This is a genomic window from Arthrobacter sp. 2MCAF15 (assembly GCF_052115605.1).
GTDB lineage: Bacteria > Actinomycetota > Actinomycetes > Actinomycetales > Micrococcaceae > Arthrobacter.
Window position 1 is genome coordinate 57,284 of the sequence record NZ_JBFRGZ010000014.1, and the last position, 14,682, is coordinate 71,965.

Genomic DNA, 14,682 nt, shown 5'->3' on the forward strand with positions numbered 1-14,682 from the left:
CCGCTGTCGCGGCCCGCTGTCAGTCTTGCTGTCCACGGGCCCGTAATCAAAGAGCGGTGCAACAGGCCAGCCGGTAGCCTGACCAATAGCCGTACCCGTTGCCTACCAGGAGTTCCTCGTGACTACTACTACCGCCACCTCAGCCGCCGTGAGCAACCAGCCGCTGGCCGAACTCGACCCTGAAATCGCCGCCGTACTGGCCCAGGAGCTTGGCCGCCAGCGCGGCACCCTGGAAATGATCGCCTCCGAGAACTTTGCCCCGCGCGCCGTCATGGAAGCCCAGGGTTCCGTCCTGACCAACAAGTACGCCGAAGGCTACCCGGGACGCCGCTACTACGGCGGCTGCGAGTACGTCGACGTCGCCGAGCAGCTCGCGATCGACCGCGTCAAGGATCTCTTCGGCGCCGAATACGCCAACGTGCAGCCGCACTCCGGCGCACAGGCCAACGCAGCAGCGCTCGCCGCCATGATCACCCCGGGTGACAAGATTCTGGGCCTCTCCCTTGCCCACGGCGGCCACCTCACCCACGGCATGAAGCTGAACTTCTCCGGCAAGCTCTACAACGTAGCCGCCTACCAGGTCGAGGAAGACAACTTCCGGATCGACATGGACAAGCTGCGCGAGCAGGCAATCGCCGAAAAGCCCCAGGTCATCATCGCCGGCTGGTCCGCCTACCCGCGGCACCTCGACTTCGCCGCCTTCCGCTCGATCGCCGACGAGGTCGGCGCCCTGCTCTGGACCGACATGGCGCACTTTGCGGGCCTCGTCGCCGCCGGGCTGCACCCGAGCCCGGTCCCGCACTCCGACGTCGTGACCTCCACAGTGCACAAGACGCTGTCCGGTCCGCGCTCCGGCGTGATCCTGGCCAAGCAGGAATGGGCCAAGAAGCTTAACTCCGCAGTCTTCCCCGGCCAGCAGGGCGGCCCGCTCATGCACGTGATCGCCGCGAAGGCCGTGGCCTTCAAGATCGCCGGCACCGAGGAATTCAAGGAACGCCAGGAGCGCGTGCTCGAAGGCGCCAAGATCATCGCCGAACGCCTCGGCCAGGCCGACGTCGCCGGCGCCGGCGTCTCGGTCCTGACCGGCGGCACCGACGTGCACCTGGTCCTGGTGGACCTGCGCAACTCCCAGCTGGACGGCCAGCAGGCCGAGGACCTCCTGCACTCGGTGGGCATCACCGTCAACCGCAACGCCGTGCCGTTCGACCCCCGCCCGCCGATGGTCACCTCCGGCTTGCGCATCGGCACCCCGGCCCTGGCCACCCGCGGCTTCGGCGCCGAGGAATTCACCGAGGTTGCGGACATCATCGCCACGGCGCTGAAGTCCGGCGCGGCCACCGATATCGAGGCCCTGCAGGCACGCGTGGACAAGCTCGCTGCCGACTTCCCGCTGTACCCGCAGCACGAGCAGTGGTAGTCCATGACTTCTGCTGACACCGCAAAAGCAGCTGCAAAAACGGCTGACACTGCACAAATCCTTGACGGGAAGGCTACCGCCGCAACCATCAAGGCCGAACTGACCCAGCGCGTGGCCGCACTCAGGGCCAAGGGCATCACCCCCGGACTGGGCACCATCCTGGTGGGCTCCGATCCCGGCAGCACCTGGTACGTGGCCGGCAAGCATAGGGACTGCGCCGAGGTGGGCATCACGTCCATCCGCCGCGACCTGCCGGAAGAGACCAGCCAGGAGGAGCTCCTGGCCGTGGTCCGCGAGCTCAACGCCAACCCGGAGTGCACCGGCTACATCGTCCAGCTGCCGCTGCCCAAGCACATCGACCAGGACGTCGTCCTGGAGGCCATGGATCCCGAGAAGGACGCCGACGGCCTGCACCCGATGAACCTGGGCCGGCTCGTGGCCAACGTCAGCGGACCCATGAAGTCCCCGCTGCCTTGCACGCCCAAGGGCTGCGTGGAGCTGCTGACCCGGCACGGGATCGACCTGAAGGGCAAGCGCGTCCTCGTGGTCGGCCGCGGCGTCACCATCGGCCGGCCGGTGGGCCTGCTGCTGACCCGCAAGGACGTCAACGCCACGGTTATCCTGGCCCACACCGGAACGGCGGACCTGCCGGCGGAACTGCGGCAGGCCGACGTCGTGATCGCCGCGGCCGGCCAGCCGCACATGATCAAGGCGGCAGACCTGAAGCCGGGCGCCATTGTCCTCGACGTCGGCGTCAGCCGGGTTGACGACGGCAACGGCAAGGCCGTGGTCACCGGAGACGTTGAGCCCGCCGCGGCCGACGTCGCCGCCTGGCTTTCGCCCAACCCCGGGGGAGTGGGTCCGATGACCCGCGCCATGCTGCTGGCCAACGTGGTGGAAACCGCGGAGCGCCACCTGGCGGCGGAAAGCCACCCGGGGATCGCCTAAGGATCCCGCCTGATGACAGGGCACCTGCTTCCCGCGAAGCAGGTGCCCTGTGCCGTTAAAGGCATAACGGAACGGATACATCCGGAGATTTTACGAAAAGACTCTTTCATAGTTTGCGGGTATCCACTACCGTGGTGCGGGTGTCCGAACTTGTCTCGAAAGAATCGCGCGTGAGCGGCCCCTCAGATGCCCCTCCGCAGTACGTCATCACCGCCGAGAACCTCACCAAACGCTACGGCGATGTCACCGCCGTGGACGGCATCTCCTTCCGCGTCCCCGCCGGGGAAGCCTTCGGCCTGCTGGGCCCCAATGGCGCCGGCAAGTCCACCACGATGAAGATGATCGGCGGGGTCTCGCAGCGCACCTCCGGCAGCCTGAGCATCATGGGCCTGGATCCCGAACAACACGGTCCGGAAGTCCGCGCCCACCTGGGCGTGGTGCCGCAGCAGGACAACCTGGACGAGGAACTGAAGGTCCGGGACAACCTGCTGGTCTACGGCCGCTACTTCGGCCTGCCCATGAGCTACCTCAAACCCAAGGCCGACGAGCTGCTGGAATTCGCCCAGCTCACCGACAAAGCCAAGTCCAAGGTCGACGCCCTGTCCGGGGGCATGAAGCGCCGCCTGACAATCGCCCGCTCGCTGATCAACGAGCCCCGGATCCTGCTGCTGGATGAGCCGACAACGGGCCTGGACCCGCAGGCACGGCACATCCTCTGGGACCGGCTGTTCCGGCTCAAGGAGCAGGGCGTCACCCTGATCCTCACCACGCACTACATGGACGAGGCCGAACAGCTCTGCGACCGCCTGATCGTGGTGGACAAGGGCAAGATCATGGCCGAGGGGTCTCCTGCCAGCCTGATCCGCGAATACTCCACCCGGGAGGTCCTTGAACTGCGCTTCGGCTCGGAGCGCAACGCCAGCGTGGGCGCGGAGCTCGAGGGCATCGGCGAACGCCTGGAGACTTTGCCGGACCGGGTGCTCATCTACGCCCACGACGGCGAGGCCGCCCTGGAGCAGGTCACCGCCCGCGGCCTGCGGCCGGTCACGTCCCTGGTCCGCCGCTCCTCGCTCGAAGACGTCTTCCTGCGCCTGACCGGCAGGAGCCTCGTTGACTAAGAAGGCACAGCTGACCAGCGTAACGCCTGCACCGCAGGCGGCAGGCACGACGGCGGCGCCGGCCCTGCGCGCGCACTCGCCGGAGGTCTCGGCCGCCCGCGCCCGGAAGTGGGGTGCCTTCTACTACGCCGAACAGGTCCTGCGTGTCATGAAGGGCTACGGCTGGACCATCGTCATGTACGGCGTGGGTCAGCCGGTGGCCTACCTGTTCGCGATGGGCGTTGGCCTGGCCACGCTGGTCCAGGCCAACGGCGCCGGCGTGTTCGGTGGGGTTAGTTACCTGACGTTCATCGCACCGGCCCTGCTGATCTCGGCCGCCGTCATGACGGCCGCCAACGAGTTCACTTTTCCCGTCATGGACGGCTTCAAATGGCGGCGCGTCTACTACGGCCCGCACGCCTCGCCGCTGACTCCGGAACAGATCGCAGGCGGCCAGGTCATCGCCGTGACCGTCCGCTTCCTGCTGCAGTCGGCCATCTACTTCGCCGTCGTCGCTCTGTTCGGGGCCTCGCCCGGCGCCTGGGGCTGGGTTTCGATCCTCATCGCCACCCTCGCCGGCCTGTCCTTCGGCCTGCCGCTCATGGCCTACGCGGCCACCATCAAGGAGGACAAGGGCCAGTTCGCCATGGTCATGCGGTTCATTGTCATGCCGCTGTTCCTGTTCTCCGGCACGTTCTTTCCCCTGGACACGCTCCCGCTCGGCGTCCGCTGGATCGGCTGGATCTCACCGATCTGGCACGGCACGGAACTGGGCCGCGTGGTCAGCTACGGCTACGAGGAACCGCCGTGGCTCACCATCGTCCACCTCCTCTTCCTGCTGGGCCTGGCGGTCGTCGGCTGGATCCTGACCAAGCGCCAGTTCGCCAAAAGGATGGCCTCATGAGCGTGCTGACCGGAAGTTTCAACACGGGCGACCACAGCGTCACCGACGCGGCGCGCCGCCGGCGCTTCGGGCCCATCTACTCCCGCAACGTCCGCGCCGTCGTGGCCCGCGGGCTCATGGCGACCAAGAGCAGCAACTGGATGGTCATGGTCTCCGGGTTTTTCGAACCCGTGCTGTACCTGATCTCCATGGGCGTGGGCCTGGGTGCCATCGTCGGTTCCGTCCAGGGCCCGGGCGGGCAGGAGATCAGCTACGCCGCATACATCGCTCCGGCGCTGCTGGCCGTTTCCGCCATGAACGGCGCTGTCTATGACTCCACCTGGAACGTCTTCTTCAAGATGAACTTCGCCAAGCTGTACCAGGGCATGCTCTACACCTCGCTGGGGCCGCTGGATGTCGCCATGGGGGAGATCTTCCTGGCCCTGCTGCGTGGGGCCATGTACGCGACCGGCTTCACGGCCGTCATGGGCGTGATGGGGCTGATCACCACGCCGTGGGCCATCCTGATGATCCCGGCCTCGGTGCTCATTGCCTTCGGCTTCGCGAGCTTCGGCATGGGGATCACGAGCTTCATGAAGACCTTCCAGCAAATGGACTGGATCAACTTCGTGATGCTGCCGATGTTCCTCTTCAGCGCCACGTTCTACCCGCTCAGCGTCTACCCGCAGTCCATCCAGTGGCTCATCCAGGCCATGCCCCTGTGGCACGGCGTGGAACTGTTGCGCCAGATCAGCGTGGGCGTCTTCACCCCGGCCACGGCCGTGCACATCGGGTACTACCTCGTGATGATCGCCCTCGGCGTCCTGCTCACCACGAGCCGCCTGCGCAAACTGTTCCTCAAGTAGGGATCCTTCCAAGCCATCCTTCGACAAAAGGAGAACCCATGATCGGCAAATGGCAATCCCTCGTCATCGACTGTGAGGACCCGGACACCCTGGCGGCCTTCTACCAGGAGCTGCTGGGCATGGACCGGATCCAGGAGCACGAGGACTGGATTTCGATCGGCGACGCCACCGGCCGGCCCGGCGTGGACTTCCAGCGCGTCGAACGGCTGGTCCGTCCGCAGTGGCCCGACGCCGAGCACCCGCAGCAGATGCACGTGGATGTACTCGTCGAGGACCTCGAGGCCGCCGAAGCCGAGGTGCTCCGCCTCGGCGCGGCAAGCCTGAATGCCGGTTCGAAGACCTTTCGGGCCTACAAGGACCCCAGCGGCCACCCCTTCTGCCTGGTTCTTACCTAGACGCGGTTGTGACCTGGCTTGCCGGGTCTGTCCCAAGATGGACGGCGTTAGCTGGGGCGGCGTTCGCCCGGGGTGGAAGCGCACCGGGCGGCCGGCCCCGTTTGCGATAATGGGCTCATGCAATCTCTGGGTAACTCCGCGTCAATGTCCAACGACTCCACGGCCAGGGGCCGGTTCTCCATGTTCCGCATCAGCGGGCCGGGGTTGCTGGTCTTGATCATCGCGTTCGTGGTGGCCGTCATCTTCGCGGCCAACCAGAACGAGGTCGTGGGCTGGATCGTGGCGATCATCGCCGGCTTCTGGCTGGTCCTGGCGTCCTTCGTCGTCTTCAGCATCCAGAAGGCCGCCAAAAAAGCCGGCGCCAGGCTCAACGAGGCCCAGAACGCCTTCAACGCCGCCACCGGGCGGCCGCCGGCCGCCGGCAGCGCTGACCACGGCGGCACCCGCGTGGTCAGCGAACGCCGCGAATCGGACGGCGTCCGGGACATGAAGCTGGACCATTCCTTCAAGATCGTCCAGGTCCAGGTCCGCGTCGTCGAGCAGGAGCGCGAGAAGGGCGACGCCGCGGATCCCGACACGATCCGCCGCGCCCTGGAAACCATTGAGATCACCGCCACCAATGCGCGGGACATGATCAAATCCTCGGGCGGCGACGACGCACCCGTTAGCGGAACCATCATCGACTAGAGTGGATCGGGTGAGCTCGGCATTGAAGAAGGACCACCTTCGCATCGCGTCAGTCAACGTCAACGGCCTGCGTGCCGCCTACAAGAAGGGCATGGCGGAGTGGCTTGAGCCCCGCGAGGTGGACATCCTGTGCCTCCAGGAGGTGCGCGCGCCTGACGCGATCGTCGAGGAACTGCTCGGCGAGGGCTGGTACATCCTGCACGCAGAGGCCGAGGCCAAGGGCCGGGCCGGCGTCGCCATTGCCTCCCGCGAAGAGCCCCTTGCCACCCGGGTGGGGATCGGGGATGACTTCTTCGCCACAGCAGGGCGCTGGGTCGAGGCCGATTACATCGTCCGGGATGCTGCCGGACAGGCCTCGCAGCTGTCCGTTGTCAGCGCCTATGTTCACTCGGGCGAGGCCGGCACCCCCAAACAGGACGACAAGTTCCGTTTCCTGGATGTCATGACCACGCGCCTGCCTGAACTCGCCAAGCACAGTGACCACGCCCTGGTTGTGGGCGACCTCAACGTCGGCCACACGGAACTGGACATCAGGAACTGGAAGGGCAACGTCAAACGTGCCGGGTTCCTGCCGGAGGAGAGGGCCTATTTCGACCGCTTCTTCGGCGAGGAAATCGGCTGGAAGGATGTTCACAGGGGCCTGGCGGGTAACGTCGACGGCCCCTACACTTGGTGGTCGCAACGGGGCCAGGCCTTCGACAACGACACCGGCTGGCGCATCGATTACCACATGGCCACGCCCGCTCTCGCTGCAGCCGCAGTGTCAGCCGTTGTTGACCGGGCCGCGTCCTGGGACACCCGCTTCTCCGACCACGCCCCGCTGGTAGTGGACTACCGGCTCTAGTTGTAAGGCTTCCACGAATGACCTCTCCTTCCACCGCGACCACAGGCGCGGCCGCCGACGCCGGCACCGTCCCGGACGCCGTTCTCGCGGCTGCCCCCACGACAGGCACGGCCACCGCCGCCCGGCACCGCATCCTCTCCGGCATGCAGCCCTCCGCCGACTCCCTGCACCTGGGCAACTACCTCGGCGCGCTCGTGAACTGGGTCCGGATGCAGGACGAGTACGACGCCGTCTTCTTCATCCCGGACCTGCACGCGATCACCGTTCCGCAGGATCCCGCCGAGTTGGCCCACCGCACCCGGGTCACGGCCGCGCAGTACATTGCCGGCGGCGTGGACGTGGACAAGTGCACGCTGTTCGTCCAGTCCCAGGTGCCCGAGCACGCCCAGCTGGCCTGGGTGCTGAACTGCATCACCGGATTCGGCGAGGCATCGCGGATGACCCAGTTCAAGGACAAGGCCCACAAACAGGGCTCAGACCACGCCAGCGTGGGACTGTTCACCTATCCCATCCTGCAGGCCGCGGACATCCTCCTGTACCAGCCGCACGGCGTCCCCGTGGGCGAGGACCAGCGCCAGCACGTGGAACTCAGCCGAGACCTGGCCCAGCGGTTCAACACCCGCTTCGGCCACACCTTCACGGTCCCGCAGCCCTTCATCCAGAAGGAATCCGCGAAGATCTACGACCTGCAGCATCCCACCGCCAAGATGTCCAAGTCCGCGGAATCCCCGGCGGGCCTGATCAACCTGCTGGACGATCCCAAGGTCACGGCCAAGCGGATCAAGTCGGCCGTGACGGATGCCGAGACGGAAATCCGGTTTGACCGCGAAACCAAGCCAGGCGTCTCCAACCTGCTGACCATTTATTCGGCCATTACCGGGCAAAGCGTTGACGCCCTGGTCACCGCGTATGAGGGCAAGATGTACGGCCACCTCAAGGTGGACCTCGCCGAGGTGGTCACCGAGCACCTGACTCCGATCCGGAACCGGGCCAACGAGCTGCTGAACGACCCCGCGGAGCTGGACCGGCTCCTGGCCCTCGGCGCGGACAAGGCCAGGGAGATTGCCTCGCTGACTCTGCGCGACGTCTACGCCAAGGTGGGTTTCCTGCCCTACGCCGGCGCCCAGGGAGTCCGCTAGGTCAATGTCCTCCGTCAGCAAAGTCACCGCCAAAGTCGCCGCGTCGAACGGGCAGGCACGCAGCGAAGGCATCAGCATCGGTGTGATCCTGAGCTTCCCGGCGGACATCGCTGAGGAGCTCCAGCGCTGGCGGGCATCCTTCGGTGACCCCATGGCCGCCGTCGTCCCGGCCCACATCACGCTGGTGACCACGACGATGACGCAGGACTGGGAGGCGACCTGTAACCATGTCCGGGACGTGGCACGCGGACAGCAGCCGTTCAATATCACCATCGCGGGGACCGGGTCATTCCGGCCCGTGTCCCCGGTGGTGTTCCTGAACGTCGAGGACGGCTTCGGGGACTGCGTGAACCTGCACCGCCAGCTGCAGTCCGGCCCGCTGGAGCGGGAGTTGCCCTTCGCCTACCATCCGCACGTCACCGTGGCCCACGATGTTGCCCCGGAAAGCCTCGATGAGGCCGAAACGGCACTCAAGGACTACAGGGCCACGTTCCCTGTGGCTAGCATGGGACTTTACGAGCACGATGACAACGGCATCTGGCAGCTACGGGAAGAGCTTGACTTTGGGACCAAACCTGACCACGACAGAGGCCCGGACGGCACCGCAAACGCCCGCTGAGCCGCCGCTCCCCACCGACCTGGCCGGGCTGAAACTGGAAGTCATCCGCAAGCGGGTCGAGTGGGGCAGGACCCGGCGCTCCGGAAGCGGATGGATCGCCTCGCTGATGGCCATGGTGGCGTGGCTGCTGGCCCGGGTCAACGCCCTGCTGCCGATGCGGGCGTACCTGCACTACCTGCGCCAACGCGGCCCGCTGCTGAGCGCGGGCATCGGGTTCAGGATGTTTTTCTCCATCACGGGCCTCCTGGCCACCGGACTCTCCCTGGCCGGCCTCGTCCTCAGCGGACATCCGGCCCTGCTGGAGACGATTATTAAGAGCGTGGACGCCGCCGCGCCTGGGCTGCTGCAGGTCGACGGCAGCGAGGGCCTGGTTGACCCCTATCAGCTCCTGAACCCAGCCAGCCTGGGCTGGGCCGCCGGGATCGCGGCCGTGGTGACGGTGTTCACGTCCCTGGGCTGGATCAGCGGCATCCGCGACGGTATGCGGGGCATGATGCAGCTCGGCCCCCTGGTGATGAATCCGATCCTGCAGATACTCAAGGACGTCGGCACGCTGCTGCTGATGGGCGTGGCCCTGGTGGTCAGCGCCGCGGCCTCGCTGATATTCGGTACGGCCGCGGGATGGGTGACCCAGCAGCTGGAACTCGATCCCGTGCTGGCCGGGCCGATGACGACCTCGATCACTATCCTCGTGCCGCTGCTGCTCGGCTGGGGTACCGCCCTGATCATGTACCGGGTGGCCGCGGGCCTGAAACCGGCCCGGCGCTCCCTGCTGGAAGGGACAACCCTCGCCGCAGTGGGCACCACCATCCTGCAGATCTTCAGCACCCAGCTGCTGGCCAGTGCGGGCAAGAACCCCATCCTGGCGCCCTTCGCCATCATCATCGGCCTGCTGATCTGGTTCAACCTGGTCAGCCAGGTCTACGTGATCTGCGCCGCGTGGGTGGCGATCCGGGAAGAGGACCTCAAGGCCGGACCCGCGACCGCGACCACCGGCTGGGGCGCCCGGCGGGTCCAGCCGGGCAAGACACCGGTGGAGCACAGGGCCCGCCGGCGGCCGCTGTCGGCCGCGTTCAGGCGTCGAGGTACTGGTCGGCCCACGCCGAAATAATCTTCGCGGCACGGGCCGCCTGGCCCTTGCCCGTCAGGAGGTGGTCGCTGCCCTCGAGCGAGACGAAGCTGCGGGGATGGCGTGCGGTCTGGAAGATGGTGCTGGCATTTTCGATGCCCACCGTGTTGTCGGTGGGGGAGTGCAGCACCATGAGCGGCTTGTGGAGCCGGTGGATGCAGTCCGTCAGGTCCGCGTTCTCGAGGTCCTCGACGAAGTGCCGCCGGATCTCCACCCTCTTGCCGCCCAGGTCCACCTCGGCGCTTCCCTCGCTCAGGATCCGGTCCAGCGCCGCGTCAAAGACATGGGCGACGTGCTTGGGGGAGAACGGGGCACCCACCGTGGCCACGGCCTTGAGCTCAGGGATCTGCCGTGCCGCGGACAGGACGGCCGCGCCGCCGAACGAGTGGCCCACCAGCAAGGACACCCGCCGCTGCGAGTCCCGCATGAACCCGGCGGCCTTGACGGTGTCGGCCACCTTGTGGCTGAAGGACCCCTCCGACCACAGCCCCGCGGACTCGCCGAGCCCCAGGTTGTCGAACCGGAGCATGCCCACGCCGTTGTCCGCCAGGGCCTTGCACATCCGTGACGCCGACGGGCTGTCCTTGCCGAGCGTGAAGCCGTGGGAGAACACGCCCCAGCCCTTCACCGGGCCCTCCGGCACGTCCACAATGCCGGAGAGGAGTTCGCCGGTGGAACCCTGGAAAGTCACTTTTTCTGAGCGGGACACGGTGTCCCCTTTCGTGTTGGGCGGGAAGACGACGACGGCGCCCCCACCCGTGAGGTGAGAGGCGCCGTCGTCGTAAATTACAGAAGGTATTTCCGGACCTAAGGCCCGTGGAACCGTCGCTAGATCTTGCGGGCGAGGATCGCCTGCTTGACCTCGGCGATTGCCTGCGTGACCTGGATGCCGCGCGGGCATGCTTCGGAGCAGTTGAAGGTGGTGCGGCAGCGCCACACTCCTTCCTTGTCGTTGAGGATCTCCAGGCGCATGTCGCCGGCATCATCGCGGGAGTCGAAGATGAAGCGGTGCGCGTTGACGATCGCCGCCGGGCCGAAATACTGCCCGTCGGTCCAGAACACCGGGCAGGAGGAGGTGCACGCGGCGCACAGGATGCACTTGGTGGTGTCATCGAAGCGTTCGCGGTCCTCGGCGGACTGCAGGCGTTCCTTGGTGGGCTCGTGGCCGCGGTTGATCAGGAAGGGCATGACCTCGCGGAAGGACTGGAAGAACGGCTCCATATCCACGATCAGGTCCTTCTCGACCGGCAGGCCCTTGATCGGCTCGACCGTGATGGGCTTGGAGGTGTCCAGGTCCTTCAGCAGGGTCTTGCAGGCGAGGCGGTTGCGGCCGTTGATGCGCATGGCATCGGAGCCGCAGACGCCGTGGGCGCAGGAGCGGCGGAAGGAGACGCTGCCGTCCATCTCCCACTTGATCTTGTGCAGGGCGTCCAGGACGCGGTCGGTGCCGTACATGGTGACCTTGAAGTCATCCCACGTGGCGTCCTCGGAGACCTCGGGGTTGTAGCGGCGCACGCGCAGCGTGACGTCGAAGGACGGGATTTCCCCGCCCCCGCCGACGCCGGCGGGCAGTTCGATCTTGGATGCTGGCTCAGCGAGTTCAGCGCTCATCTTAGTACTTCCTCACCATCGGCTCGTAGCGCGTAAAGACCACCGGTTTGGTGGCAAGCCGGATGCCGGCAATGGCCTCGGCAGAACCATCCGCCGGAGCATGCTCATCCTTGTACGCCATGGAGTGCTTCATGAATTTCTCGTCGTCGCGCTCGGGGAAGTCCTCGCGGAAGTGTCCGCCGCGGGATTCCTCGCGGTGCAGGGCTGCCACGGTCATGACCTTGGCCAGTTCCAGCAGGAAGCCCAGTTCAACGGCTTCGAGCAGGTCCAGGTTGAAGCGCTTGCCCTTGTCCTGGACGCTGATGCGCTGGTACCGCTCCTCGAAGGACGCGATGTCCGTCAGGACCTGGTTCAGCGTGTCGGCGGTGCGGAACACCTGCATGTTGGCGTCCATGGTGTCCTGCAGTTCCTTGCGGATCGCAGCCACCTTCTCGGTGCCGTCGGAGGTGCGGACGTGGTCCAGCAGGTCCAGCGTGTAGGCCTCGGGATCTGCGGGGAGTTCCACGAAGTCAGCGGTCTTGGCGTATTCGGCGGCGGCGATGCCGGCTCGCTTGCCGAACACGTTGATGTCCAGCAGCGAGTTGGTGCCCAGGCGGTTGGAGCCGTGGACGGAGACGCAGGCGACCTCGCCGGCGGCGTACAGGCCCGGGACAACGGTGTCGTTGTCCTGGAGGACCTCGGCGCTGATGTTCGTGGGGATGCCGCCCATGGCGTAGTGCGCCGTCGGGAAGACCGGAACCGGCTCCGTGTACGGCTCCACACCCAGGTAGGTGCGGGCGAACTCGGTGATGTCCGGCAGCTTGGCGTCGATGTGCGCGGGCTCAAGGTGCGTCAGGTCCAACAGGACGTAGTCCTTGTTCGGACCGCAGCCGCGGCCCTCACGGACTTCGTTGGCCATGGAGCGGGCCACGATGTCGCGCGGGGCGAGGTCCTTGATGGTGGGGGCGTAGCGCTCCATGAAGCGCTCACCCTCGGAGTTGCGCAGGATGGCGCCTTCGCCGCGGGCGGCCTCGGAGAGCAGGATGCCCAGGCCGGCGAGGCCTGTCGGGTGGAACTGGAAGAACTCCATGTCCTCCAGCGGGATGCCGCGGCGGAACGCGATGCCCATGCCGTCACCGGTCAGGGTGTGGGCGTTGGAGGTGGTCTTGAAGACCTTGCCGGCGCCGCCGGAGGCGAACACCACGGACTTGGCCTGGAAGACGTGCAGTTCACCGGAGGCGAGGTCATAGGACACGACGCCGGCAACACGCTTCTGCTTGTACGGCGTGCCGTCCTCGCGGACAGCGTCTTCCTCGACGGTCAGCAGGTCCAGGACGTAGTACTCGTTGTAGAACTCGACGTTGTGCTTGACGCAGTTCTGGTACAGGGTCTGCAGGATCATGTGGCCGGTACGGTCCGCGGCGTAGCAGGCGCGGCGGACCGGCGCCTTGCCGTGGTCGCGGGTGTGGCCACCGAAACGGCGCTGGTCAATGCGGCCCTCGGGCGTGCGGTTGAACGGCAGGCCCATCTTCTCCAGGTCCAGGACGGCGTCGATCGCTTCCTTGGCCATGACCTCGGCTGCGTCCTGGTCAACCAGGTAGTCGCCGCCCTTGATGGTGTCGAAGGTGTGCCACTCCCAGTTGTCTTCCTCGACGTTGGCCAGGGCCGCACACATGCCGCCCTGCGCCGCGCCGGTGTGGGACCGGGTGGGGTAGAGCTTGGTCAATACTGCTGTTCGGGCGCGCTGACCTGATTCGATCGCCGCGCGCATCCCGGCGCCACCGGCACCGACGATCACGACGTCGTACTTATGGACCTGCATACCAGACGCTCTTTCTCTCAAAATTCGCTATAACCCACCGGGCAGGTACGTGCCTGCCCGGTGAATTCTCGTGCAATCTGCGCCTGCGCTCGGCAGGCAAGATCAGTTGCCGTGACGGACCGCCGGTTCTTACCCGTTGGGGGCAGCGGTCCGCGGCGGCTCCGCCGTTACTGCCTTGGCCGTTACGGCCTTGGCCGTCAAGGCCATTGCCCTAAAGGCCCTTGCCCTAAGGCGCCGGGCAGAAGCCGCCGGGAAGCTGGACGCCGTTGGCCACGGGGCACGGGTTGAACGTGAAGATGACCAGGGTGCCCAGGATGATGATGACCGTGGTGGCCGTGTAGAGCACAATCTTGAGCCAGAGACGCGTGGCGTCCTTCTCGGCGTAGTCATTGATGATCGTGCGGACGCCGTTGGTGCCGTGCAGCATGGCCAGCCACAGCATGGCCAGGTCCCAGAACTGCCAGAACGGGTCGGCCCACTTGCCGGCCACGAAGCCGAAGTCGATCGCGTGGATGCCCTCGCCGACCAGCAGGTTAACGGTGAGGTGGCCGAAGATCAGCACAACCAGCACCACGCCGGAGAGGCGCATGAAGAGCCAGGCGAGCATCTCGAAGTTGCCCCTCGAGGAACCGCTGCGGCGGTACTTCGGCTGGATCTTGCCGCTGCCGGGTTTCCCGCTGCTGAGTTTTCCACTGCGTGGGGGTTCAATTGTTGCAGTCATGGCTTAGTGACCTCCAAGTGCGAGGGACAGGTGGCGGATGGAGAAGCCGACCATGACGACGACCCAGAGACCCAGGACGGTCCAGAGCATCTGGCGCTGGTACTTGGCGCCCTTCTTCCAGAAGTCGACGGCGATGATCCGCAGGCCGTTGAAGGCGTGGAACACGATCGCTGCGACAAGGCCCGTTTCACCCAGGGCCATGAGGGGGTTCTTGTAGGCACCAATCACGGCGGTGTAGGCCTCGGGGGACACACGCACCAATGAGGTGTCCAGCACGTGGACCAACAAGAAGAAGAAAATCACTACACCGGTAATGCGGTGTCCAACCCAAGACCACATGCCTTCACGGCCGCGGTACAAGGTGCCAGCTGGTTTTGTCGGCACTGAATAAACCTCCCTGCAACACAGCGGCGCTGGCATGGGATCCACGCGGGGGGAACGCCTGCTGCGAGAGCACTCGTAAGCTCAAGCCTAAATCTAGGCTTCGCTCACAGCTTATTCAATTTAGGAACCCCTTGTTGACAG

General features: G+C 66.1%; 16 protein-coding genes. 11 read left to right on the forward strand and 5 right to left on the reverse strand.

All coding sequences use genetic code 11. From position 1 onward, the window contains the following. Nucleotides 1-118: 118 nt before the first annotated feature. From glyA to AB4089_RS15935, 11 genes are all read left to right on the forward strand, one after another. Nucleotides 119-1,417: a serine hydroxymethyltransferase gene (gene glyA / locus AB4089_RS15885; protein ID WP_441410241.1), complete on the forward strand. Its 1,299-nt coding sequence runs from the start codon at nt 119-121 to the stop codon at nt 1,415-1,417. A 3-nt stretch (nt 1,418-1,420) separates the two neighbouring features. Further along, nucleotides 1,421-2,365, forward strand: a complete 945-nt coding sequence (locus AB4089_RS15890) for a bifunctional methylenetetrahydrofolate dehydrogenase/methenyltetrahydrofolate cyclohydrolase (protein WP_441410242.1) — start codon at nt 1,421-1,423, stop codon at nt 2,363-2,365. Nucleotides 2,366-2,535: 170 nt separating this feature from the next. Continuing rightward, complete coding sequence (locus AB4089_RS15895; protein ID WP_441410243.1) at nt 2,536-3,483, forward strand: ABC transporter ATP-binding protein; 948 nt, start codon at nt 2,536-2,538, stop codon at nt 3,481-3,483. A 10-nt stretch (nt 3,484-3,493) separates the two neighbouring features. Then, the gene (locus tag AB4089_RS15900; RefSeq protein WP_441410336.1) at nt 3,494-4,366 is read left to right on the forward strand and encodes an ABC transporter permease; all 873 of its coding nucleotides are present in this window, start codon (nt 3,494-3,496) and stop codon (nt 4,364-4,366) included. Then, nucleotides 4,363-5,211 (forward strand): ABC transporter permease, encoded by an 849-nt coding sequence (locus tag AB4089_RS15905; RefSeq protein WP_441410244.1) that lies wholly within the window; start codon nt 4,363-4,365, stop codon nt 5,209-5,211. Before AB4089_RS15900 ends, AB4089_RS15905 begins: the two co-directional genes overlap by 4 nt. Nucleotides 5,212-5,249: 38 nt before the next feature. Next, entirely contained in the window at nt 5,250-5,606 is a 357-nt protein-coding gene (locus AB4089_RS15910; protein WP_441410245.1) for a VOC family protein, read from the forward strand. Nucleotides 5,607-5,723: 117 nt separating this feature from the next. Then, on the forward strand, nt 5,724-6,293 hold the full coding sequence (locus AB4089_RS15915; protein ID WP_441410246.1) for a hypothetical protein: 570 nt from the start codon (nt 5,724-5,726) through the stop codon (nt 6,291-6,293). Nucleotides 6,294-6,303: 10 nt separating this feature from the next. After that, nucleotides 6,304-7,137 carry an exodeoxyribonuclease III gene (locus AB4089_RS15920; RefSeq protein WP_441410247.1) on the forward strand — a complete coding sequence of 278 codons (834 nt, stop codon included), beginning with the start codon at nt 6,304-6,306 and terminating at the stop codon, nt 7,135-7,137. A gap of 17 nt (nt 7,138-7,154) precedes the next feature. Continuing rightward, nucleotides 7,155-8,276, forward strand: coding sequence for a tryptophan--tRNA ligase (gene trpS / locus AB4089_RS15925; RefSeq protein ID WP_441410248.1), 1,122 nt, complete (start codon nt 7,155-7,157; stop codon nt 8,274-8,276). Between the two features lie 4 nt (nt 8,277-8,280). Beyond that, on the forward strand, nt 8,281-8,895 hold the full coding sequence (locus AB4089_RS15930; protein WP_441410249.1) for a 2'-5' RNA ligase family protein: 615 nt from the start codon (nt 8,281-8,283) through the stop codon (nt 8,893-8,895). Continuing rightward, nucleotides 8,840-10,006 carry a YihY/virulence factor BrkB family protein gene (locus AB4089_RS15935; RefSeq protein ID WP_441410337.1) on the forward strand — a complete coding sequence of 389 codons (1,167 nt, stop codon included), beginning with the start codon at nt 8,840-8,842 and terminating at the stop codon, nt 10,004-10,006. The genes AB4089_RS15930 and AB4089_RS15935 overlap by 56 nt, the downstream gene beginning before the upstream one ends. On the opposite strand, the gene AB4089_RS15940 is transcribed toward AB4089_RS15935, so the two are convergent. The 5 genes from AB4089_RS15940 to sdhC all read right to left on the reverse strand — a co-directional run bounded on the left by AB4089_RS15940 (nt 9,969) and on the right by sdhC (nt 14,541). After that, complete coding sequence (locus AB4089_RS15940) at nt 9,969-10,733, reverse strand: alpha/beta hydrolase family protein (protein ID WP_441410250.1); 765 nt, start codon at nt 10,731-10,733, stop codon at nt 9,969-9,971. The genes AB4089_RS15935 and AB4089_RS15940 overlap by 38 nt on opposite strands. A 119-nt stretch (nt 10,734-10,852) precedes the next feature. Then, nucleotides 10,853-11,635 (reverse strand): succinate dehydrogenase iron-sulfur subunit, encoded by a 783-nt coding sequence (locus AB4089_RS15945; RefSeq protein WP_441410251.1) that lies wholly within the window; start codon nt 11,633-11,635, stop codon nt 10,853-10,855. A 1-nt stretch (nt 11,636) separates the two neighbouring features. Beyond that, nucleotides 11,637-13,436: a succinate dehydrogenase flavoprotein subunit gene (gene sdhA / locus AB4089_RS15950; RefSeq protein WP_441410252.1), complete on the reverse strand. Its 1,800-nt coding sequence runs from the start codon at nt 13,434-13,436 to the stop codon at nt 11,637-11,639. A 226-nt stretch (nt 13,437-13,662) separates the two neighbouring features. Further along, nucleotides 13,663-14,157 carry a succinate dehydrogenase hydrophobic membrane anchor subunit gene (locus AB4089_RS15955; protein WP_441410253.1) on the reverse strand — a complete coding sequence of 165 codons (495 nt, stop codon included), beginning with the start codon at nt 14,155-14,157 and terminating at the stop codon, nt 13,663-13,665. A 3-nt stretch (nt 14,158-14,160) separates the two neighbouring features. Further along, nucleotides 14,161-14,541 carry a succinate dehydrogenase, cytochrome b556 subunit gene (gene sdhC, locus AB4089_RS15960; RefSeq protein ID WP_079553238.1) on the reverse strand — a complete coding sequence of 127 codons (381 nt, stop codon included), beginning with the start codon at nt 14,539-14,541 and terminating at the stop codon, nt 14,161-14,163. Nucleotides 14,542-14,682 lie beyond the last annotated feature (141 nt).

Excerpts from the sequence above, each read along its gene's own strand:
- AB4089_RS15890 (WP_441410242.1), top strand. The coding sequence starts at position 1,421 with ATGACTTCTGCTGACACCGCAAAAGCAGCTGCAAAAACGGCTGACACT.
- AB4089_RS15905 (WP_441410244.1), top strand. The coding sequence starts at position 4,363 with ATGAGCGTGCTGACCGGAAGTTTCAACACGGGCGACCACAGCGTCACC.
- AB4089_RS15910 (WP_441410245.1), top strand. The coding sequence starts at position 5,250 with ATGATCGGCAAATGGCAATCCCTCGTCATCGACTGTGAGGACCCGGAC.
- AB4089_RS15915 (WP_441410246.1), top strand. The coding sequence starts at position 5,724 with ATGCAATCTCTGGGTAACTCCGCGTCAATGTCCAACGACTCCACGGCC.
- trpS (WP_441410248.1), top strand. The coding sequence starts at position 7,155 with ATGACCTCTCCTTCCACCGCGACCACAGGCGCGGCCGCCGACGCCGGC.
- AB4089_RS15930 (WP_441410249.1), top strand. The coding sequence starts at position 8,281 with ATGTCCTCCGTCAGCAAAGTCACCGCCAAAGTCGCCGCGTCGAACGGG.
- AB4089_RS15945 (WP_441410251.1), bottom strand. The coding sequence starts at position 11,635 with ATGAGCGCTGAACTCGCTGAGCCAGCATCCAAGATCGAACTGCCCGCC.
- sdhA (WP_441410252.1), bottom strand. The coding sequence starts at position 13,436 with ATGCAGGTCCATAAGTACGACGTCGTGATCGTCGGTGCCGGTGGCGCC.
- AB4089_RS15955 (WP_441410253.1), bottom strand. The coding sequence starts at position 14,157 with ATGACTGCAACAATTGAACCCCCACGCAGTGGAAAACTCAGCAGCGGG.